The following is a 21648-nucleotide window of genomic DNA, read 5'->3' on the forward strand; positions in this document are numbered from 1 at the left end:
CTGGAGGACGCCGCGTGACTAAGTCGATCACACCTGCAAGCCCGGGGAGCAAACCCGGAATGTCGGCGAATCCGGAATTGCGCAGGACTGTTCAAAAGCTTTGGCCCGAGCTGAGGTGGATCAAGGACGGAAGCCTGCGCGACAAAACGACTCGGACGTGGGTGCGAGCCTTCGAGCTGAGCCCGCTCACAGCCGAAGACCTCGACGAGATCCCGTTCACCCTGCTCATTCCCAACTGCTCGACCACGTTCATGGAGCACAAGCGGTGCGTGGTGCATATCGCGCGGCGGTCCGCGGAGGTGATGAAGAAATTCATGGGGCGGGCGCTCGAGATCGACATGGATACGGTGATCGCCGGCGCCATCCTGGCGGACGTCGGCAAGCTGCTGGAGTACGAGAAGGTCGGCGGCAAGACCCGCCAAAGCGAACGCGGAGAGTTCCTGCGACATCCGTTCACCGGAGTGGCGCTCGCCATGGAGTGCGGCGTGCCGGAGAAGGTGTGTCACATCATCGCGGCACACGCCGCCGAAGGGGCGCAGGTAAAGCGCACCACCGAGGCCTGGATCGTGCATCACGCGGATTTCATGGCGTTCGAGCCGTTTAAGACGCTGAAGAAGTAGTTGTCAGTTCTCGGAACAAAGGACTCATACATGGGTGTGGGTAGCGGCAAGCCAACGATCACGGCGGAGATGGCGAGGTGGGCGGCGGGGCTGAAGTTCAGCGACCTGTCGCAAGAGGCGGTGTACCAGGCCAAGCGGTACTTCCTGGATTCGATGGGTTGCGCGCTGGGCGGCTACGGCGTGCACGACGTGCAGATCGCGCTGGAAGTGTTGGACGAGATCGCGGCACCCGGCCCGGCCACCGTGATCGGCACCGGCAAGCGCGTGGACGCGGTTTCGGCGTCGCTGGCCAACGCGCTGATGATCCGCTGCATGGACTACAACGACATTTACTGGAAGCAGGATCCGTCGCATCCCTCCGACATCTTCCCCGCCGCCATGGCCTGTGTCGAGCGTGCCAAGGGCGACGGGCGGGAACTGATCGTTGGCTTCGTGCTGGGCCATGAATTCGAGCAGCGCTTTTGCGAGGCGGCCTTCCCCGGCATCCGCGAGCGCGGCTGGCATCACGCAACACTGACTGCATTCGTTTCGCCCATCGTCGCCGGGCGCGCGCTGCACCTCGATTGGGAGAAGATCCAGCACGCTATCGGCATCTCGGCGTCACGCCAGTGCACGCTGGGCGCGGTCACCGCGGGCAAGCTCACCATGATGAAGAACACCGTGGACCCGATGGCGACGCAATCCGGCGTGCTGGCGGCGCTGCTGGCGGAGAAGGGCTACACCGGGCCGGAGCACGTGGTGGACGGCAAGGAAGGCCTGATGCACTGCTTTGGGCCCGAATGGAAGCTGAATGTCCTGACTGACGGACTGGGCAAGTCGTGGCGCATCACGCAATGCGGCATGAAGTTCTTCCCCACCGAGGCGTTGACCCACGCGCCCATCTCGGCGGTGCTCGAGCTGGTCAAGAAACACGACCTCAAGCCGGAGCAGATCGAAACTGTGACCATCCGCTCGCTGGCGCGGGCCGCCGACATCCTGAGCGACCCCAGCAAGTACGATCCGCGCTCGAAGGAGACCGCCGACCACTCGCTGCCCTACGTCATCGCAGCGGCGATCGTGGACCGCCAGGTCACGCCCGTGCAGTTCAAGAACGAGAAGATCATGGACCCGCGCATCCGCGAGCAACTGCACAAGGTGAAGGTGGTCGCCGATTCGAAGATCGAAAAGGTCTTCCCGGCGCTGCAGCGGGTGCACGTCACGATCAAGACCACGAGCGGGAAGGAATTCACCGAGCAGCTCGATTACCCCAAGGGCGATCCGCGGAATCCGCTCTCGGATAAAGAGATCGAGGAGAAGTTCGAGGCGCTGGCCGGGCCAGTGATGTCGAAAGACGGGCGACGCAAGGCGATCGGGGCCATCTGGAAGCTGGAGAAACAGCAGCCCGTAAGCGAACTGATGCGACTTTTCAAAGCAGAGAGTGTCGCGGTGCCGGCGCAAAAATTTAACCGCAGAGGCCGCAGAGAGCGCAGAGTAGCGAGCTAGAAAAAGGATTCTCTGCGTTCTCTGCGGTGAAATGGGTTGCTGATGGGCCAAACAGTCGTTGAGAAGATCGCGCAGGCACATCTCGCGGAAGGTCCGAAGCGGCCGCTGCGGGCGGGGGACTTCGTCTCCATCCGGCCGAAGCACGTGATGACCCACGACAACACCTCGCCGGTGATCAAGAAGTTCAAAGGCATCGGCGCGCAGAAGGTGCTCGACCCGTGCCAGCCGGTCTTCGCGCTCGATCACGACATTCAGAACACCACGGAAGAGAACCTGAAAAAATACCGCGCCATCGAAGCATTCGCGCGCGAGCACGGCATCGATTTCTATCCCGCGGGCACCGGTATCGGACACCAGGTCATGGTGGAGAATGGCTACGTGACGCCGGGCTCGTTCGTGGTGGCCTCAGACTCGCACTCTAACATGTACGGCGCGCTGGGAGCGATCGGCACGCCGGTGGTGCGCACCGACGCCGCTGCTATCTGGGCCACGGGCGAGTTCTGGTGGCAGATCCCGCGCACCGTGCAGGTGGTGCTCGAGGGCCATTTGCCCGAGGGCGCGACTGGCAAGGACGTCATCATCGCCCTGTGCGGGCTCTACAACCAGGAAGAGGTGCTGAACGCGGTGGTGGAGGTCGGCGGACCCGGCCTGGCGTCGCTCTCCGTGGACGCGCGCCTGACCATCGCCAACATGAGCACCGAGTGGGGCACGCTCGTCGGCTGGTTCCCGGTGGATGCCGCCACCATCGCATACGTGCGAAGCGTGCACGCGAAGTTGAAGGCGCAAGGTATCGAGCGCTTCACCGCCGCTGACATCGTGCGCTGGGAGAAAGACCCGCCCTGTCCTGATGCCGACGCGCGATACGCGGCGCGGATCGTGCTGAATCTGAATGAGGTGACGCCGCACGTCTCCGGCCCGGATACGGTGCAGGTGATGGCGTCGCTGGCGGAGATCGGGCCGAAGAAGATCGCCATCCAGAAGGCGTACCTGGTTTCGTGCGTGAACTCGCGCGTGGAGGATTTGGAGGCCGCGGCGCAGGTGCTGAAAGGCAAGAAGGTCGCGCCGACGGTGAAGTTCTATCTCGCGCCGGCGAGCAAAGAAGTGCAGGCCGAGGCCGAGAAGCGCGGCATTTGGCAGACCATCCTGGATGCCGGCGCCGTCACGCTTCCCGCCGGTTGCGGCCCCTGCATCGGGCTGGGCACGGGACTTCTGGAGCCCGGCGAAGTCGGCATTTCCGCCACCAATCGCAACTTCAAGGGCCGCATGGGGTCGAAGGACGCACAGTGCTATCTCGCGAGTCCGGCGGTCGTGGCGGCGTCGGCGGTCGCAGGATTCATTACGGCGCCGCGCCCGTCGGAGACCCGCCCCGACGTGATCAATCGCAATTACACCGAGTTCCAGGCCAAGACAGCGGACGAGACCGTCGAGATCTTGCCCGGCTTCCCCAGCGAAGTGCGCGGCCGACTGGTGTTCATGCCGAAAGATAACCTCAACACCGACGGCATCTATCCCGGCACGTACACTTATCGCGACGACATGACGCCGGAGATGATGGCCAAGGTCATCTTCGGGAATTATGATGCCGAGTACGCCAAGAATGCGCGTGCGGGTGATGTGGTGGTCGGCGGCTTCAATTTTGGCACCGGCTCCAGCCGCGAGCAGGCGGTCACATCGCTGAAAGCGGCGGGCATCCCGCTGGTCATCGCGGGTAGCTTTTCGCAGACCTACCTGCGCAACGCCTTCAACAACGGCTTCCTCTGCATCGAAGTGCCGGAATTCGTGGGCAAGCTGAAGAGGGCCTTTGCGGAAGAAAAAGACAAGACGATCGTGCCCGGCGATGATGTTCTGATCGATTTTCGCTCGGGCGAGATCACTTATCGCGGGGAGAAGTTCCGATTTTCGCCGCTGGGGACAGTTCCGCAGTCGCTGGTGATCGCGGGCGGAGTGGAGAACCTGGTGGCGAAGAAACTAGGACTACGGGAGTCGCACGCCGCAACACGGTAGTGTTGGAAAAGGTAGGGGTCCTTCGACTCGCGCCGCCCTAGAAGCGGCGCTCGCTCAGGATGACACCCTGAAAGGATTTGTTCTTATGTCGTTATTCACGATTGTCTTGGAGCATCGCGGTACCTCGGCAGTGCAGCAGGTGTCCGCGCCCAACGCGAAAGCAGCGCTGGCCAAGTGGGCGAAGGAATTCGACTACGAAGGCGTGCTGGGGATCAGCAACAAGGTCGGCGGGCAGCTTGCGCGCGACCTGAGCAAGGCGACACCCATCCCGGTGCGCCGGACGAAGAACGTCTGGGGCCTCACCGCGCTGGCGCACGGACAAATGGCGTTAGTGCGCCTGATCGAGACCGCCGACGGCCGCAGCGCAAGGTCAATGTCACTGTAGCTCAGGGAGACGCGATGGGTATCGAACAACTGCTCGGAAAGTGGACTTCCGACGCGACCGACGCAACTGGCTACTCCAAGTATGGCGACGTTTCCCTGGAGTTCCTCGAGGGCGGCGAACTCGTTTACACCATGAACGACCCGCACCGCGAGAGCACGATCCTGCTCGATTTCCGGGTGGAAGGTGACGAGATCGTGACCAACCAGCATTCCAAGCCACGCGAAGAGAGAACGAAATACCGCATCGCCCCGGATGGCAAGCTGTCGCTTAACTTTGGCGGAATTGAGACTCGATACATAAGGAGTTCGGAAGGAGACACGCACTAATGGCGAAGTTCACAGTTGTGACCATGCCGGGCGACGGCATCGGGAACCAGGTCCTGCCGGAAGCCCTGCGTGTGCTGAACGCCGTCGATTTCGACGCCGAGTACATCCATGCCGACATCGGCTGGGAGATCTGGTGCAACGAGGGCAATGCCCTGCCCGACCGAACCGTCGAGCTGCTGGAGAAGCACAAGCTCGGCCTGTTCGGCGCCATCACCTCGAAGCCGAAGAAAGAAGCCGACGCGGAGCTGAAGTCTGCCCTGAAAGGTAAAGGCTACGTCTACTACAGCCCCATCGTGACCATGCGCCAGCGCTTCAACCTGGATATCTGCATGCGCCCGTGCATCGGCTTCCCGGGCAATCCGCTGAACTTCATCCGCAAGAAGACGGACGGCGGCTGGGATGAGCCGCACGTGCGCTCCGTCATCTTCCGCCAGGGCACCGAAGGGCTCTACTCGGGCGTGGAGTGGACGAACCCGCCGGAGAACGTCCGCGCGGCCTTCGCCTCACATCCGAAATTCAAGCCGTTCAAGGATGTAAAGGGCGCGGACCTGGCGGTGTCGCTGCGCATCATCACCCGCGAGAACGCGCGCCGAATCGCTGAGGCGGCGTTCAAGTACGCGCGCAAGCACGGCTTCAAGAGCGTGACCATTTGCGAGAAGCCGAACGTGCTGCGCGAGACCTCGGGGATGATGGAAGAGGTCGCCAGGGAAGTGCAGAAGCAATATCCCGAGATCCCGCTGTGGAGCACCAACATCGACGCCCAGATGATGTGGCTGACCAAGAACCCCGAGGAGTACGGCGTGCTGATCGCGTCAAATCTGTTCGGCGACGTGATCTCGGATGCCTTCGCCGGCCTCGTCGGCGGGCTGGGCTTCGCCGCCAGCGGCAACATCGGCGACGATGTCGCGGTCTTTGAGCCGACGCACGGCTCGGCGCCCAAGTACGCGGAGCTGAAGCCGCCCATCGTCAACCCCATCGCCATGATCCTGTCGTCCGCGATGATGCTCGACCACATCGGCGAGCACCAGAGATCGAAGACGATCTGGGACGCCGTCGGCGACGTGGTGAAGGAAGGAAAAGTACGCACCTACGACATGATGCGCATCCCCGGCGGCGCCAAGGCGATCTCGCAGGGCGCGGCCTCGACCATTCAGATGACCGACGCCATCCTGCGCGCGGTCGAGAAACGGATACAGCATGCCGAAAGCAAAGGCGAGCCCGCCGCGGCCCGCTGAGGCCGGGCACTGGGGCGCGGAGATCCGCTCGGACCTGCACGTGGCCATCGAGCCGCGCACTTCGGGCGGGCTGAAGCTGGAGCTCGAGTCGCGCGTCGCGCCCTACTACGGGCGGCAGATCCGGGCACAAGCTCGCGAGGTGCTGGAGCAGCTCCGCGTCAAACACGCACAGGTCGTAATCCACGACGAAGGCGCTCTGCCGTTCACCATCGCGGCCCGCATCGAAGCGGCGGCGCGTCGAGCGGGTTTGGTCAATGGCCGTCGCGCGCTGCCGGAACGCAACGTGGATCCGCCGCCGACCGCGCGCGATCACCTGCACCGCTCGAGGCTCTACCTGCCCGGCTCGGAGCCGAAATATTTCATCAACGCGGCGCTGCATGGGCCCGACGCGGTCATCCTTGACCTGGAAGACGCGGTGCATCCGCAGGAAAAGGATGCGGCGCGCCTGTTGGTGCGCAACACGCTGCGCTCGGTGGACTTCGGCGCGTGCGAGCGTATGGTACGAATCAACCAGGGCCCGCTCGGACTGGAGGACCTGGAAGAGATCGTACCGGAAAGACCCGACCTCATCCTCATCCCGAAAGTTGAAACCGCCGCGCAGGTGGTGGAAGTGGATCGGCGGATCGGAGAGATCCAGAAGAAGCACCGCATCAACCGGCCACTGTGGCTGATCCCGATCCTGGAGTCGGCGCTGGGGATCGAGAACGCGTTCGCCATCGCCAAGGCCAGCGGGCGCAACGTGGCTCTGACCATTGGCCTGGAGGACTACACCGCCGATCTCGGCGTGGTAAAGACTGCGACTGGCACGGAGTCACTGTTCGCGCGCCAGCGCGTGGTGAATGCCGCGCGCGCTGCCGGCCTGCAGGCGAACGACTCCGTGTACGGCGACATCGGCGACATGGAAGGCCTGTTGCGCTGGGGCATCGCGGCGAGGGCCATGGGCTTTGAAGGCATGGGCTGCGTGCACCCGTTGCAGATCGAGGTCATCCACAAGGCGTTCGCGCCCAGCGAGTTGGAGATCGAGAAGGCACTGAAGATTGTCGCCGCGTATGACGAAGCACAGTCAAAAGGCCTGGGCGTGGTCTCGCTGGGTTCGAAAATGATCGATCCTCCGGTAGTACAGCGTGCGCTGAAGCTGGTGGCACGGGCGCGAAGCATGGGTCTGGTAAAGGACAACGCATGAAGCGAGCCGCATCCAAGACCGCACCGGAACTGGTGACCAACGCCGCAGGGCGCGAGGTCCCGACCCTGGTCAACGGCAAGAAGCAGCAGCCATACGCGGGCGTGGACGGCGTACCGGCGAAGGGACGCAAGGCGGCGCCGCCTATCCCGTCAGCCTCCGACTATCCGAAAAGCGGCGACAAGCGGCTGCCCGATCTCGAAACCGCGCTGCGGCTGTGCGGCCTGCGCGACGGCATGGTCGTCTCCAATCACCACCACCTGCGCAACGGCGATGTCATCGCCGTGCGGATGCTCGAAACTGCCGCGCGCATGGGCATTAGAGACCTGATGTGGTTTCCGTCGGCCTCGTTCCCCTCGCAGGAGTCGGTGATCGAGCTGATGGAGCGCGGGGCCGTGCACCACATCGAGGGCTCGATGAACGGCCCGCTGGGCGACTACTGCACGCAAGGAAGGATGCGCGGCATGGGCGTGCTGCGTTCGCACGGCGGACGCTGGCAGGCCATCCAGGACGGCGAGGTGCACATCGACATCGCGGTGATCGCCGCGCCCACCGCCGACACGTTCGGCAATGCCAACGGCGCATTCGGGAAGTCGGCGTGCGGGTCGCTTGGATTCGCGCTGGCCGACTCGATGTACGCCGGCAAGGTCATCGTGGTCACCGACAACCTGGTTCCCTTCCCTTGCGTGCCGGCGCAGATCCAGGGCAACCACGTGGACTTCGTGGTCGAAGTGGACTCCATCGGTGACCCAACCAAGATCGTCTCCGGCACCACGCAGATCACGCGCAGCCCCGACCGCCTGCGCATCGCGCGCCTGGTGGCGGAGTTCCTGCGCGCCGCCGGCATCATGCGCGACGGCTTCTCCTTCCAGGCCGGCGCCGGCGGCATCGCGCTGGCCTTCGTGCAGTACCTGCGCGACATGATGAAAGAAGCCGGCGTGAAGGCGCGCTTCGTGCGCGGCGGCTCGACCCAGTTCCTGGTGGACCTTCTCAAAGAAGGGCTCACCGACTACATCCTCGACGGGCAAACGTTCGATCTCGCCGGCGTGCAGTCCATCGCCAGCGACCCGCGTCACATTCCCACATCGCCGTTCACGTCGTACAACTTCCACGGCAAGGGTTTCTACGGGCAGTTCGTGGACGCGGTCGTGCTGGGCGCGACCGAGGTGGACGTCGACTTCAACGGCAACGTCGTCACCCACTCCGATGGCCGCCTGCTGCACGGCATCGGTGGCTGGCAGAACTGCCTGTTCTCCGGCTGCACCATCCTGGCGGTGCCATCGTTCCGCGACCGCATTCCGGTGATCGTAGACAAGGTCACGACCCTAACCGGCCCGGGCGAACTGATCGACGTTGTCGTCACCGAGCGCGGCATCGCCATCAACCCGAGGCGAAAAGACCTGATCGATGCGACGAAGGGCTCGAAGCTGCCCTTCCGGCCCATCCAGGAGATCCAGCGTGAGGTTGAAGGAATCTGCGGCGGCAAGCCCCAAAAGCCGCGCCTCGGCGACCGCCCAGTGGCCGTAGTGAAGTGGGTGGACGGCTCGGTGCTGGACACGGTTTGGCAGGTGATTGGGCCGGTTTCGAACGCACCATCGGCCAGCGCAGAGTAAGAATCCACGGCAGAGACGCCCGGCAAGGCGTCTCCTCATTTCAAATGTCCCCGCACGGGCTCAGCGTCAGCAGCTTGTCTTTCGCCGTAAGGTCTGCCACCGAACACAGCGCCGGATGCGGATCGGTGCAGAACGGGCACTTCCCCAGCTTCACCTCGGCTTCCCATCCATCTCGCCCGCGCACGTAGAACCGATCTCCGTTCTCGCGCCGCAGGTGCGCGACTACCTCTTCGACCATCAGCACTTCTTTCCAGCCGTCGTCGTCGCCGATGCCGACGTGCGAGATGTGCCGGTGCGGGTCTTCGGCGCGGTCCTTGCGGGTGATGCAGACGATCCGCTTCCGCATCAGAAAGCGGCCAACTGGCCGCTGGTGGGCTCCGCTCAGCAGTACCAGGGCTCGTTCAGGTAAGGGACCGTGGCCCGGTTTTGCGCCGGTGGCACGGGCAGGACGGGCAGCGGCTTCGCTTCTCTTTTCGCCTGCTGGAGCAGCGTCCAGATGATCTCGAATGTTGCCGAGCGGCTGAGCTTTCTCTTGGAGGCGCCCTGCACGGCGGACTCGATGGAACGCTGGAGTTCGTCCACGCGCGGATCGGGATTCGCCCAGCCATGGCTGAGGGCCTGAGGGTCGAATTCGCCGATCCGCTGCCGTAGTTCTTCCAGCTCGAGCAATCGCGAACCTGCTGGGATCAGCAGCCGGATCGCCAGTTGGATCGGCGGCACCTGCTCGATCAGGCCCAGCTCGACCAGCGTCAGCAGCAGATCTTCGTACCCGCCGAGCGAGATCCACGGCGTGAAGGGAACGAACGTCGGAACCAGGAACATGCCGAGATCGCGGAAAAGCTGCGCGACGCGCACGAAATCGGCCCGTGTGTGCCCTTTTTCGAGCAGCGCGAGCACTCGATCGTCCACCGACTCGACCGCGGAGGTCACGAAGGCGCATCCGGTGTCGCGCAGCTCCGTCAGTGTTTGGGCATGTTTCAGCAGGTGCTCGATCTTGATGGTCACGTCGTAGCTGACCTGCGGATGCTCGCGGTGCAGCGCCCGCACGATCTCCAGCCCGTGCGCCGGGCCGTTGAAGAAATCTGGATCGCCGAAGGTGATGTGCTGCGCGCCGGCTGCGACCTGCTGGCGGATGTCGGCCAGCACCACTTCCCGCTGCACTACGCGGAAGGCGCCCTTGTACACCGGCACGATCGGACAGTGGCGGCACAGGTGTTTGCAGCCGCGCGTCGCCTCGGTGTAGCCAACGACACGCGTGGAGCCGTCGGGAAGTGTGAGATGGGCGTAGCGCTCCAGCGGCGGCAAGCCGGCGCGATCGGGGATCATGAAATCCTGACGCGCGAGGGAGATCTCCGGCTCAGACTGTGCTCCCCGACCGCCGAGGGCCACGCGACGCGCCAGGCTTAGCAGGCCTTCCTCGAATTCTCCTCCGAGAATGGTTGCGACCCCGATCTCGCGCAGGAAAGCGGCATTCACCGGCGCGTACAGTCCGTAGGCACAGAGATGCGCCCGAGGGTTCAGCTCTCGCACCTTGCGCAGTGCAGAGACTGCGATCCGGGTGGCGGTATGCATCGGCAGGTAGAAGGCAACGAGTTCCGCCGATCGGATCAGGTCGGCGTCGAGGATCTGTCGTGAAAGATCGACCTGCGCGACCCCGAAGCCATCGCGGCGCAACCATGCCGCGGGCGACGCCAGGCCGAAGGGCTGGCGGCCCAGTTCGTAGGTCGAGATGAGGACGATGCGCATCCGATGGAACGCAGGCAGTTGTGCGAAACTAGATTGCTCCCCCGGTCTCCATGCTAATACAGAGGCCGGGTTTCACGCCTTATGTCCACCGTTTCCAGGCCGCGGCTTCTGCTGCTCTGCACCAAGCTGGGCTACCAGACACGCGCCTTCGCCGAGGCCGCACAGCAACTCGGTCTGGAGGTCGCCTTCGGCACCGACCGCTGCCACGTGTTGGAAGACCCGTGGGGCGACCACGCGCTGCCGCTCCATTTCGAAGATCCCAAGGGAGCGGCGAGCAAGGTGATCGAGTTCGCTGCGAACACGCCCATCCATGCGGTGATCGCAGTGGGCGACCGCCCCACGCCCACGGCGGCGCGGGTGGCGCAGGCGCTGGGATTGCCAGGACATCCCCCTCAGGCGGCCGACATCTGCCGCGATAAGTACCGTTCGCGCGAGGTCCTGCGGAAGGCGGGCTTGAAGGTGCCGTCGTATGAGCGATTCCTCGCCGATGAGGATCCACAAAGGCTGGCTTCGGGCGTCGCTTACCCGTGCGTGGTGAAGCCGGTCGCGCTTTCCGGCAGCCGCGGCGTGATCCGGGCCGATACCCCGGCCGAGTTCGTCGCTGCCTTCGAGCGCGTGCAGCGGCTGCTGGCCAGCGGCGAGATCAAGGCGCTGCGCGAGGACACCAGCGAGTTCATCCAGGTGGAAAACTACATCGAGGGCGTAGAAGTTGCCGTCGAGGCACTGGTCGAGCACGGCCGGCTACACGTGCTGGCCATCTTCGACAAGCCCAACCCGCTCACCGGCCCATACTTCGAGGAAACCATCTACGTCACTCCATCGCGGCTCGCCGATGGCGTACAGGAATCTGTCATGCGCGCCCTGGACGCCGCTGTGCGCTCCCTGGGGCTGCATCACGGGCCGGTGCATGCGGAATTCCGGGTGAATGACCGGGGCGTGTACGTGCTGGAGGTCGCGGCGCGCTGTATCGGCGGACTGTGCGCCCGCGCCCTGCGTTTCAAGATACCGCTGCTCAAGCAGGACATGTCGCTGGAAGAGGTGCTGATCCGCCTGGCGCTGGGAAATGATGTCCGGCGCGTGGTGCGGGAAGACCGCGCCTCCGGCGTGATGATGATCCCGATCCCGAAACCCGGCTTCTACGAAGCGACGCGCGGGGTGCAGTTCGCGATGGCCGTGCCCGGCATCGTGGACATCGAGATCACGGCCAAGCCCCAGCAGAAGCTGGTGCCGCTTCCGGAAGGCTCGAGCTACCTGGGATTCATTTTCGCCCGCGACAACACTCCAGAACTCGTGGAACGGGCGCTGCGTGAAGCCCACGGGAAGCTGGAATTCGTGGTCGCGCCGGAGCTGCCCATCGTCCGTGGCTAGTAGGTAGGGGCCCGCGATTGGAAAAACCCGCCAAGAAAGCGGGCTTTTCAGTCTCCAACAAGCTCACTGCTTGGTCTTGGGTGGAACGTAGCCTTCCGGCAGGGCCGCGCCTTCGCCGAAAAAGTACTGCTCCATCTGCTGCACGATGAGTTCCTGGTCTTTCTTGTTGGCGGGGTTCAGGCGATACTCATTCAGGATCATCTTGCAGTGCTCGCCCCACATCTTCCACGCCTCGGCGGAGACGTTTTCGAAGATCTTCCTGCCCAGTTCGGTGTCGAACGGGGGCTCGTCGAGGCCGGGCATCTCGCGCTGGAACTTGACGCAAAATACCTTGCGCTGGTTGGGATCGTGCGATCCGGGCGGGATCGGCGGTGCTCCACAGCTCATGATGGTTCCTTCCCTATGCGGATAATCTTCTATCATACCGCAGCCGCAAGCGGCGCCTCGCCCAGCACGAGAGCCAACAAAGAGGCTCTGACGCCCGAACCTCTCTGCCCTGGGATGTCCCATCCGCCGGCCTGCATCCGGCCTCGGCACCCGGCCGCTGCTTCGCCTACGAGAAAAAAAGGGCGGCCCTAAGGCCGCCCTTTCAGTCGTACTTCAAGGTTAAGCTACTGCGCGGGAACGCCTCCTACTTGACCGCATTGATGAAGGCCAAGCCGTTCGGGGTGCCCACGCCGGTCACATTGTCCCAGCCAGGTCCAGTCTTGAGCGAAGAGTCGGTCCCGAAGGTCAGAACATACCAACGGGTCGACGAGCCGTGATACATCATGCTCAAGTAGTTCGTGGTTCCATTCAACGGAGCTGCCAGCGATGCCGGTGACTGGTACAGGGGAGGCCCACCGGTCATGATGACTCCGGCCACATCGAACGGGAACACGCCCGCCGGGACGTCGTAGACCGCGCCCGGCGGCAGGCCATAGAGGTAGGGCGCAGAGAAGCCCAGCGGTGCGCCATGAGCCTGGCTCGCGACTGCCCACAAGCCAGAGAACATCGGGCAGGAGGCGCTGGTGCCGCCAATCACCCCGATGAACGGCCCAGCCGGGTTCCCATTCCCGTCAAAGCTCCAGATCATCTCGACCCCGGTCTCCGGGTCAGCATCCATGGAGATGTCCGGAACCATGCGGAAGGCTCCCGGCAAGCCCGATTGGAAGAAGGGCTTGGCGAAATACCCACTGGTTCCGCCGCCTGCTCCGAAGATGTACCCCAAGTGAAGCGGTGGTATCACCGGCGTGTTGGGCGTGACATTCGCGATACGGGTCTCGTTGTTGCCCCAGCCGGTCTCAAACCTCCGGGTGTTGTTGGGGTTGAGGAACAGGCTGGTGCCGCCGATGCCGGTGGCCCATTGCGAGTCGGCAGAGTTCTCCACCGTCTTCACGCCCCAGGCCGCGAGGTCGTCGCCGCTGTCCCCCGACGCGAAGTGCAGCGAAACGCCGTTCAGCGCAGCATACTGGTCGATGCCGTTGATCGCATCGAGGGTGCCCGGATCGAGGAGCGCCTCCGGTGCGGACCAACTGTTGGAAATGACCCCACCCAGGCCGTTGTCGACCGCGTAAATGATCGCTCCGTAGAGAGCGTCAAAGCTGTTGTCCTGCGCCTCGATCAGGACGAGCGGCGAACCCGGTGCAATAGCATGCGCCCACTCCACGTCGAGGGTGATCTCCTCCGCCCAGCCATTGTTGAAGGGGGGAGGACTTTGGTCAGGCGGCGTGAGGATGGTGAGGCTCGGCGCCGGCAGGCCAAAAAAGCCCGAGAACGTCGCCACGTCGCTAGCAATCGAGGGCGACATGAAGGCGTCAACTATGACCACCGGCATTCCAGTCCCATCGTAGCCGGCGGCATAGGCAGCATTCATGCCGTAGGCAGTCTGGATCTCCGAGGGCTGGTAGCCGCACGGATTCAGATGCGGCACCGGATCGCTCGGCTCGGAACCGTACCGGTAGCCCGTGTAAACCGCCGCCGGCAGGTGGCCGCTGGTGGTGAAGGCGTGGGTCTCGACCCCTTTGAAGCATTGCCCTTCCCAGAAACTGCCATTGGGGGCGATGGCCAGGGGGTAGGCCGCAAACTGCTCGCCGGTATCCGGGTGCTTTGCCCGGCGGGAGTTCGGGAGCGGATGCAGATCGTGCAGCCCAGTGACCGCCTTGATCAGGTTGCCGGCTTCGCCGAAAACGACGGGATCACCCGCGTTCGACATGTACGTCCGGCCCTTCATGCTATATCGGTTGATCTTGACGCCGAAGGCGCTCTGAACCCTGGACACGGTCCCCTGCGCCTGCACGAAGAAGTTGTTGGCGTGGATCTTGGTGACATTCAGACCCAGCGACTTGAGGTAGTCCTGGACCTTCGCAGCTTCGGCCGCGGTGGGACCGAATTTCTCCGCGTACTGCTGCGGGCTGAGGAAGTGGTGATAATTCGCGGATCCCTTGGTGTAGATCTGCTGCGCCAGTGCATCCATCGCAGCCTGGTTGTGATGTTGCAGCCAAACGGTCACGGTGATGGTCTTATCCGGGTTCTCGGCCCCGAGATTGGCTCCCGCTTGCGTAAGTCTTGGCGTGCCCTTCAGGGCACGGCCGTTCGCTGCAAACGCGGAATCAACCATCACTGTTGTCAATGCCAGCACGATCGCAAGCCCTACGACGGCATGCGACCAACCTCGACGAGTGGACATAAGAGTCGATCTCCTTCGAAGGGGGGTGGTGGTGCCAGCGCGGCGGCGCCTTCTGGTGCCAGCCGCCGCGCCTTAAGCAAGGATCTAGAGGCCCAGTTTCCGCCGCACGACTCCAGCGATTCCCAGGATCCCGGAGCCGAACAGCGCCAGGCTGCTGGGCTCAGGAACTTCAGTTGAAAAGATGTTTGTGCTCGGACCGCCGGCGGCGGTCGTGGTCGAGAACCATTCCGAGCCAAGGTTTTGACCAGCGGTCTGTGCGAGAACGATGCTGAGGTTGTAGACACCGCCGCCATAGATGTTCGCGAAGTTTACGGTGCCGCCCACGGTGAGCAGGGTGTCGCAGTAGTTGCAATCACCCAGAACGAAAGCCGCCACCAAAATCCCGTTGATATAGACGTCGTTTTCATAGAACGTCCCGGGACTGCCGCCGTAGCCATTCACAACGCCCCAATTGGCCGTCAGGTCGTTAACGAAGGGCTGACCCGTGAAGAACGTCTCGGTGACGGTGTCACCCACCGTCCACATGGGTTGACTCAGGCCGCCGTTGCCGCCCATGAAGCCGCAGCCGTTGGTTGCGCTGCAGTAGAAGGTGTTGTCACTTGGAAAGTTGACCGTGATTTCGGTTGTGTCGGCGCTAGCCACGCCGATCATGCAGAAGCAGAGCGCAAACAGCACAACGACGCTCCGCAGGGTGAGTCCTTTCATATTGCCTCCTGAGCCAGAACCTTAACGATAGGGGGAGCAGCACCAAGGCTGACTGCAGTTTGATAGCCAAAGGCCATGTCCTAAGGTAACATATGTATCTGACTGATAATGAATAACTTATCATGACTTCAATCCGCTGTCTCGATTCGGCGCCACTGTCGAAGATGCAAGCTCCTGCACATAAGCATCAAAGTTCTGCGGAGGGGGCAATCCGGATTGTGTCTGGAACGCTTGACGGGCAAGTACAGGTCTCTTCAACAAGTAACTAACTAGATGGTAATCGGGCGTTCGGGTACCAGCCGCGGCATCCCGCGCTGGAACTTCACACGGGAGAGCGTGCCTTTGCTCGGGCGGTCCGACCCAGGCGGGGGCGGCGGTGCCCCGCAGTTCATGGTGGCTCCTTCCCAGTGTGGCTGATTCTCGATCATGCCGCGGCGGTACGCAGCTCCCCCGCCCGGGACGAGAGACAAAAAAGCAGAGAGGCCGAAGCCTCTCTGCCCGGGAATGGTCCCGCCTACCAGCCGAGATCCGTCAGCAGCTCCAGCGTCAGGTCCAGCGGCTGATGCACCGAGTGCGTCAGGTCGGAGTTGATGTTGGGCTCCATGAGCAGATTGGGGAAGGCGATCGTGTCCCAGTGCGACACCGAAGAGCCGCTCTGGTACGGGTTTGGAGTGAACAGCAGCACCCGGCCGGCGGGATCGCCGCCGGCTCGGATGGAAAGATCCAATCCGAGAGTGGCAAACATGCCGGAGTGCAGGCGGGAGCGGTACTTCAACGCGCTCTTCAGCGTGTTGCCGTCGGGTAGGCTGATGCGTACCGACGGGATGGTGATGGTCGGGTCAGCACCGCCCAGCCCCGACGGAGGTGCGCCCGCAACATTGTCGGCCACCAGCACTGCGATGGCGCCGGCGTTCTGCGCGTTCTTGACTTTCACTACGAACGTGCAGACGCCGCGATCGACCAGCGCGATCTTGCCGTTCACCGCCGCAGCATTGGCGGAGGAAAGCGGATTACACGCCAATCCGGTGCCGTTGGCTTGGTCCACGACCGGCATGACCTCACCCGTCACGCCCGGACTTGACACCGGCGGACCGAAGGACGCCGCACCGATCTGGTAGTTGCCGGCTACGGACGCCGGTGCGGTGACCTCCAACAGAGGCGTGCCGTTGGCCAGCACCAACGACATGTCGGTCATGACGTTGGGGCCATTCCACGCCACCTTGCGGGGGTTGATGGCGGAGGCCGCACGCTCCGCATTGGTCGCCATATCGAACCATGTCTTCCCGGCGGTGGAGTCGTAGGTGAAGTGGTCGTAAGCGCTCGGGAAACCCCCGACAAATGCGCCCGTTTGACCGCTGGTGAACGTCTGGAATCCCAACCCGTGGGCAAACTCGTGCAGCAGCACCGTGACCAGATCGATGTTGAGTCCGTGGTTGGTGTCCAAGCCGAGGTACCAGAAGGTGCCGGTCAGACAATTAGGTTGGCCCAGGTTGACATTGAACCGCGCCCGGATCTGCGCGGTGGCGGGATCGAGATCCGCGCCGAAGATCTTGTTGGCCAGCGCGAAATTATACCAGGTGCCCGGGAACGGAGCGCCGGAAAAGTCCCTCCAGATCTCCGTCGCGCCGGCACTCCCCAGTACCGCCGAGGTTGCGTCACACGCGAGCGGCTCGAAGGTGGCCAGAATCGTGATTTCGACGGTGCTGTTCAGGTTGGCGCCCCAGATGTCGGCCGCTGCCTGGAAGGCGATCAGACGCTGCTCTCCCAGCGTGGTTCCAGCGTTGCCCCCAATGGGAGCCACCGGCGTGGGATCGTTGAAGCCCACACCCGGCGCATTCCCGTTGACGATGGAGATGGTTGCCGCAGCGTATGCCGGCTGAGCCGCCAGCGCCGCGAGGATCAGAACGACCAGAAAGGCAGCGCACTTGTTACTTTTCATTGCCGGCCTCCTTGGTCGCGGGCTGCGTCTTGTTATCCGATTGCACGCGGGCCTCTGCGTCCTTCTTGCCCTGCACGCAGTCGAACTTCACCTTGCCGTCGGCGCTGCGGGTCGCGACCGCGTAGGTTTCGTAGGACTCGTCCAGCAGCACTCCTACCGCTCCCGATGCAGCGGCGGGAGCGGCCTTGAGCAGTTGCAAAGGTTTCTTCACCTGCGGCGCCATTTTCGCTTGGCCGGCCTCGAGTTCCTTTACTTCCTCGGGTGTCGGCTCGCGCAGTTGCCCGGTCGCCGGGTCCTTGGCGACCCGTTGTCCGGCGCTGGGGTTCGCGGTGGTCGGTTCCACCTGCTTGCTTGGGGTGGACTGGTTGGAATCGCTCTGCGCCGTCGCGACCGGGAGGATGACCAGGAAACCGACGAGAGCAATCAAGACGGTCATCACCAGCCAGGCGGAGGCGCGGCGTGCGCGGGGGACACTGAAATGCAACATGCTTCCTCCTTGAGGAATTGGTTGCGGCTGCCGCAGCAGCCAATGATCGTTGCCCGGTCTAGCTCTTCCGGAGCTTGCGGCGGAGCGCCATCCCAGCCAGCCCGATGCCCACTGTGGTCATAGTGAAGGGCTCGGGGACGGGGGTGTGCGCGTAGTCGTCGATGCCGATGTAGTCGGCGTAGTTCAAGTTGTCCGGCAGGTAATAGACAAACTCAAGGCGACCGGCGGTCGGCCCGCTCAACCCCGCAATGGTGATGGTGTAGAGCGTCCAATCGCTCGGGTAGCCGAACGGATCGAGGTTTGGGTTGATGATGAGTTCGAGAGCGCCCCCGAAACCCCCGCTCGTGTTGAGGAACACCCACAATGAATCCGCGTACCCGCTGCCGGTGGACCGAGTCCAGAACGAGAACACGTCGCCGTTGGATACCGTCCCAATCGGGGCGGCGAGCCAGTTCTCGATCGTTCCGCCGAAGGCAGCATTGTTGAAGTTGGCCGCGATGTAGGAGTCCGGCGCGCCGGAATGGGACGTAAAGACGCCCGGATTGCCTTGGAACCAACCGGTGGTTCCAATCGGATTGCTGTTATTGAACATCACCCAGCCCGAACCGGGCAATGTCGCGATGTTGTCGAAGCCTTCCGTGTCGGCATACATGACCGCCGTGAAGACCAGCAGGATGGCAAGGTATTTGACTATAGATCTCATGATGATCCGTCTCTCCACTGCCCAGGATCAGCGTGCCCCGGGCGAGATTGTAAGAAACCAAGATGCGGCGCTTCTCGACTCACAACTCACTCCGCCTTATGCCGGGCCGGCGTGGCGGGGAGCAGTGCGTCAGTGCGGGCTCGATTGCGCTGAATAACGGGAGCGAGGCGCAAATCGACTCGCATGGACATCAAGAGCACGTCGATTGCCAGCTTGGGACTATCTCGGAATGCCGCGAACTGTTGCGTGCGTGGGGCTTATACGTATCCGGAGGAGTCACTCCAGATTTCGGGTTGCACATGTTTGCACAAAAACATCAAATGTCTACCGCACGACATTCCTGACTTGCGGGTCTACAAATCCAACACCATCCGCACTGCGTCGGAGTCGAATTCTGAAACGAGTTGGAACCCGAGCTTCTTGTTGACCGCGCGCATCTCGAAGTTTTCCGGGAGCACGGTGGAGATGACCTTCTTCAATCTCTCCGCGCGCGCCACCTCGAGGCTGCGGCGCACCAGCTCGGTCCCAAGGCCTTTGCCCTGCACTTCGTCCAGCAGCACCACCGCGGACTCGGCCGCCTCCACCCCGTGCAGCTTGCTCAGGCGCGTGACGCCGACGATCTCCGGCTCGCTGGTCTGGGCGTTCGTTCGCTCCGCCACCAGCGCCATTTCGCGGTCGTAGTCGATGAAGCAGATGCGGGTGAGGCGCTCGTGTGAGGTCCGCGTCGAAAGTTTCATCGGCTGGAAGTAGCGCAGGTAGACGGTGCGCGCGGAAAGCTTCTCGTGGAACTTCACGATGAGCGGCTCGTCTTCGGGACGAATGGGACGGATGAGCACCTTCTGCCCGTCCTTCATCGTCCACTCGCCGACGTATTGCGTGGGGTAAGGACGGATGGCGGGACGCGGCAGCCGGTCCTCGGTCATCTCCGCCCCGTGCACGACCACACGCGCATCCAGCGCGAGCAGGCGCTCCGGCGAGGCCAGCAGCGGATTGATATCGATCTCCCTGATCCATGGCTGCTCCACCACCAGTTCGCTGAAGCGCACCATGATCTCTTCGAGCCTGGCCAGATCTACCGGCTTGCGCCCGCGCACTCCCTTCAGAGCGGTGAAGATCCTTGTCTTTTCCATCATGCGCCGGGCCAGGGTCGAATTCAGTGGTGGCAGGGAAAGGGCGCTGTCCTTATTCACTTCGACGAGCTGCCCGCCGGCGCCGAACAGCAGCACCGGGCCGAACTGCGAGTCCAGGCTGCTGCCGATGATGAGTTCATAGCCGTCGAGCTTCACCATGGGCTGGACTGTGACCCCGAGGAAGTGCTGCGCGCCCGCGTGTCCGCTGACCGCGCGCTGGATCTCCTGGAATGCGGTGCGCACCGCGTCCCCATTCTTCAGGTTGAGCTGCACACCCCCGACGTCGGTCTTGTGCGTGATGGTCTCTGAAAACAGCTTGACCACGGCCGGATAGCCAAGTTCTCCGGCGATCCGCACCGCTTCCTGCTCGTTTTCGGCGACCCGCGTCGGAACCGTGGGAATGCCGTACGCGTCGAGCAACTGCTTGGACTCATGCTCGGTGAGAAAGGTGCGGTTGCTGCGGCGCACGCTCTGGATGATGCTCTCCGCCAGCGCGCGGTCCGGCTGCTCGCCGCTGGTGCGCAGCGTCGGGGTCTCGTACAGCCCGCGCAGGTTGTAGGTGTAGCGCCACATGTAAGTAAAGGCGCGGGCCGCGGTATCGGGATAGGGGAAGGTGGGGATGCCGATGCGGTTCAGGATCTCCTCGCCGTGGGCGACGTCAGCTCCTCCCATCCAGCTTGCCAACACCGGCTTGCCGGTCGAGTTGGCGTAGGGCTTGAGCTGCTCCGCGGTCGCGGTGGGATTGGTCATCCCCTGCGGCGTAAGGATCACCAGCATGGCGTCGGTATTCGGATCCTTGGAAGCGATCTCCAGGGCCTTGGCGTAGCGCTCGGGCTCGGCGTCGCCGAGGATGTCCACGGGATTGTTGTGGCTCCAGTGCGGCGGGAGGATCTGGTTGTAGGCGGCCATGGTTTCCGGAGCAAGGTCTGCGAGCTGGCCGCCGAGAGCGATGAGGGCGTCGACAGCGAGCACGGCGGGGCCGCCGGCGTTGGTGAGGATGGTGAGGCGCGGGCCGCGGGGACGCGGCTGCTTGGCCAGCACCTCGGTCATGTAAAAGATGTCGGAGATGGTGTTCACGCGCAGCACGCCGCTGCGGCTGAAGGCGGCGTCGAGCACCTCGTCGCTGCCGGTGAGCGCCCCGGTATGCGAGGCGGCGGCCTTGGCGGCGGCGGCGGTGCGGCCCGCCTTGATGACGATCACCGGCTTGGTCAGCGAGACTTCGCGCGCGGCGGAGAGGAAGGAGCGCGCGTCGCCCACCGACTCCATGTAGATGACGATAGCGTGGGTGCGCGGATCGTCGCCGAAGTAACTGATCAGGTCGCCCCACCCGACGTCGAGCATGGAGCCCACGGAAACGAAGGCGCTGAACCCGACCATCTCCCGCAGGCTCCAGTCCAGCACGGCGGTGCATAAGGCGCCGCTCTGGCTGATGAAGGCGACGCTGCCCGGACGGGCGATGGCGGGGGCGAAGGTCGCATTCAGGCCGCTGACAGGATTCATCACCCCCAAACAGTTGGGGCCGATGATGCGCATCCGGCCCCGGATGTGCTCGGCGATCTGACGCTCCAGGTCGTTGCCACTCTCGCCGAATTCGCGGAAGCCGGCGGAGATGATGATGCCGGCAGGTACGCCTGCATCGACGCACTCCTTGATGATTCCGGGAACGGTGGGGGCGGGCGTGCTCACCACCACCAGATCGGGCTTCTCGGGCAGCGATCGCACGTCACGATAAGCGCGGATGCCCAGCACGCTGGCACGGTTGGGGTTGATCGGCAACACGGCGCCCCCGAAGGGCGTGCTCATCAGGTTCCACAGCACCGCACGGCCAACACTCCCCGGCCTCTCCGAGGCGCCAATCACGGCCACGTTCCTGGGCCGGAAGACAGGGTCGAGAGGATGTCCTTCGGCACGCAGCAGGTCGTGCGCGGGATCGACGGTGGTCCTTTCATTGGCTTTGGCGGCGGGCTTGACACTGATCGAGTCCATGACCACCTCACCCCTGGGACGACAACATCATTGTAGTCTCGCGCCGGAGGGCCGTTCTGTGCGTGACGCGG

At 63.5% G+C, this 21648-nt stretch carries 18 protein-coding genes; 9 read left to right on the forward strand and 9 right to left on the reverse strand.

Translation table 11 applies throughout. From position 1 onward, the window contains the following. Positions 1-59: 59 nt before the first annotated feature. The 8 genes from LAN37_00315 to LAN37_00350 all read left to right on the forward strand — a co-directional run bounded on the left by LAN37_00315 (position 60) and on the right by LAN37_00350 (position 8845). Positions 60-620 (forward strand): HDIG domain-containing protein, encoded by a 561-nt coding sequence (locus LAN37_00315; protein MBZ5645647.1) that lies wholly within the window; start codon positions 60-62, stop codon positions 618-620. A 30-nt stretch (positions 621-650) separates the two neighbouring features. Next, entirely contained in the window at positions 651-2102 is a 1452-nt protein-coding gene (locus LAN37_00320; protein ID MBZ5645648.1) for an MmgE/PrpD family protein, read from the forward strand. Positions 2103-2144: 42 nt separating this feature from the next. Further along, positions 2145-4106 carry a homoaconitase gene (gene lysF, locus LAN37_00325; GenBank protein ID MBZ5645649.1) on the forward strand — a complete coding sequence of 654 codons (1962 nt, stop codon included), beginning with the start codon at positions 2145-2147 and terminating at the stop codon, positions 4104-4106. 85 nt (positions 4107-4191) lie between these two features. Continuing rightward, positions 4192-4491: a hypothetical protein gene (locus LAN37_00330; GenBank protein MBZ5645650.1), complete on the forward strand. Its 300-nt coding sequence runs from the start codon at positions 4192-4194 to the stop codon at positions 4489-4491. Between the two features lie 14 nt (positions 4492-4505). Continuing rightward, on the forward strand, positions 4506-4817 hold the full coding sequence (locus LAN37_00335; protein ID MBZ5645651.1) for a hypothetical protein: 312 nt from the start codon (positions 4506-4508) through the stop codon (positions 4815-4817). Then, positions 4817-6052 (forward strand): isocitrate/isopropylmalate dehydrogenase family protein, encoded by a 1236-nt coding sequence (locus tag LAN37_00340; GenBank protein ID MBZ5645652.1) that lies wholly within the window; start codon positions 4817-4819, stop codon positions 6050-6052. The genes LAN37_00335 and LAN37_00340 overlap by 1 nt, the downstream gene beginning before the upstream one ends. After that, complete coding sequence (locus LAN37_00345) at positions 6015-7235, forward strand: citrate lyase ACP (GenBank protein ID MBZ5645653.1); 1221 nt, start codon at positions 6015-6017, stop codon at positions 7233-7235. Before LAN37_00340 ends, LAN37_00345 begins: the two co-directional genes overlap by 38 nt. Further along, entirely contained in the window at positions 7232-8845 is a 1614-nt protein-coding gene (locus tag LAN37_00350; protein ID MBZ5645654.1) for a citrate lyase subunit alpha, read from the forward strand. Before LAN37_00345 ends, LAN37_00350 begins: the two co-directional genes overlap by 4 nt. 40 nt (positions 8846-8885) lie before the next feature. Here the strand turns inward: LAN37_00350 and LAN37_00355 are convergent, their stop codons facing one another. After that, entirely contained in the window at positions 8886-9191 is a 306-nt protein-coding gene (locus tag LAN37_00355; protein ID MBZ5645655.1) for a hypothetical protein, read from the reverse strand. A gap of 35 nt (positions 9192-9226) precedes the next feature. Then, positions 9227-10591 carry a radical SAM protein gene (locus tag LAN37_00360; GenBank protein MBZ5645656.1) on the reverse strand — a complete coding sequence of 455 codons (1365 nt, stop codon included), beginning with the start codon at positions 10589-10591 and terminating at the stop codon, positions 9227-9229. Between the two features lie 81 nt (positions 10592-10672). Between LAN37_00360 and LAN37_00365 the strand changes: the two genes are divergently transcribed. Further along, the gene (locus tag LAN37_00365; GenBank protein MBZ5645657.1) at positions 10673-11959 is read left to right on the forward strand and encodes an ATP-grasp domain-containing protein; all 1287 of its coding nucleotides are present in this window, start codon (positions 10673-10675) and stop codon (positions 11957-11959) included. 63 nt (positions 11960-12022) lie between these two features. Here LAN37_00365 and LAN37_00370 read toward each other — a convergent pair whose 3' ends face one another. The 7 genes from LAN37_00370 to LAN37_00400 all read right to left on the reverse strand — a co-directional run bounded on the left by LAN37_00370 (position 12023) and on the right by LAN37_00400 (position 21577). Then, on the reverse strand, positions 12023-12346 hold the full coding sequence (locus LAN37_00370; GenBank protein MBZ5645658.1) for an oxidative damage protection protein: 324 nt from the start codon (positions 12344-12346) through the stop codon (positions 12023-12025). Positions 12347-12590: 244 nt separating this feature from the next. Then, positions 12591-14627 (reverse strand): S53 family peptidase, encoded by a 2037-nt coding sequence (locus LAN37_00375; protein MBZ5645659.1) that lies wholly within the window; start codon positions 14625-14627, stop codon positions 12591-12593. Between the two features lie 84 nt (positions 14628-14711). Next, positions 14712-15332 carry a PEP-CTERM sorting domain-containing protein gene (locus LAN37_00380; GenBank protein ID MBZ5645660.1) on the reverse strand — a complete coding sequence of 207 codons (621 nt, stop codon included), beginning with the start codon at positions 15330-15332 and terminating at the stop codon, positions 14712-14714. Between the two features lie 514 nt (positions 15333-15846). Further along, positions 15847-17271, reverse strand: a complete 1425-nt coding sequence (locus LAN37_00385) for a peptidase (protein MBZ5645661.1) — start codon at positions 17269-17271, stop codon at positions 15847-15849. Beyond that, entirely contained in the window at positions 17261-17758 is a 498-nt protein-coding gene (locus LAN37_00390) for a hypothetical protein (protein MBZ5645662.1), read from the reverse strand. Before LAN37_00390 ends, LAN37_00385 begins: the two co-directional genes overlap by 11 nt. 58 nt (positions 17759-17816) lie before the next feature. Further along, on the reverse strand, positions 17817-18461 hold the full coding sequence (locus LAN37_00395; GenBank protein ID MBZ5645663.1) for a PEP-CTERM sorting domain-containing protein: 645 nt from the start codon (positions 18459-18461) through the stop codon (positions 17817-17819). 353 nt (positions 18462-18814) lie between these two features. Next, positions 18815-21577 carry a bifunctional acetate--CoA ligase family protein/GNAT family N-acetyltransferase gene (locus LAN37_00400; protein ID MBZ5645664.1) on the reverse strand — a complete coding sequence of 921 codons (2763 nt, stop codon included), beginning with the start codon at positions 21575-21577 and terminating at the stop codon, positions 18815-18817. Positions 21578-21648: the final 71 nt, after the last annotated feature.

The sequence above is a fragment of the Terriglobia bacterium genome, assembly GCA_020073495.1.
Lineage (GTDB): Bacteria > Acidobacteriota > Terriglobia > Terriglobales > Acidobacteriaceae > JAIQFD01.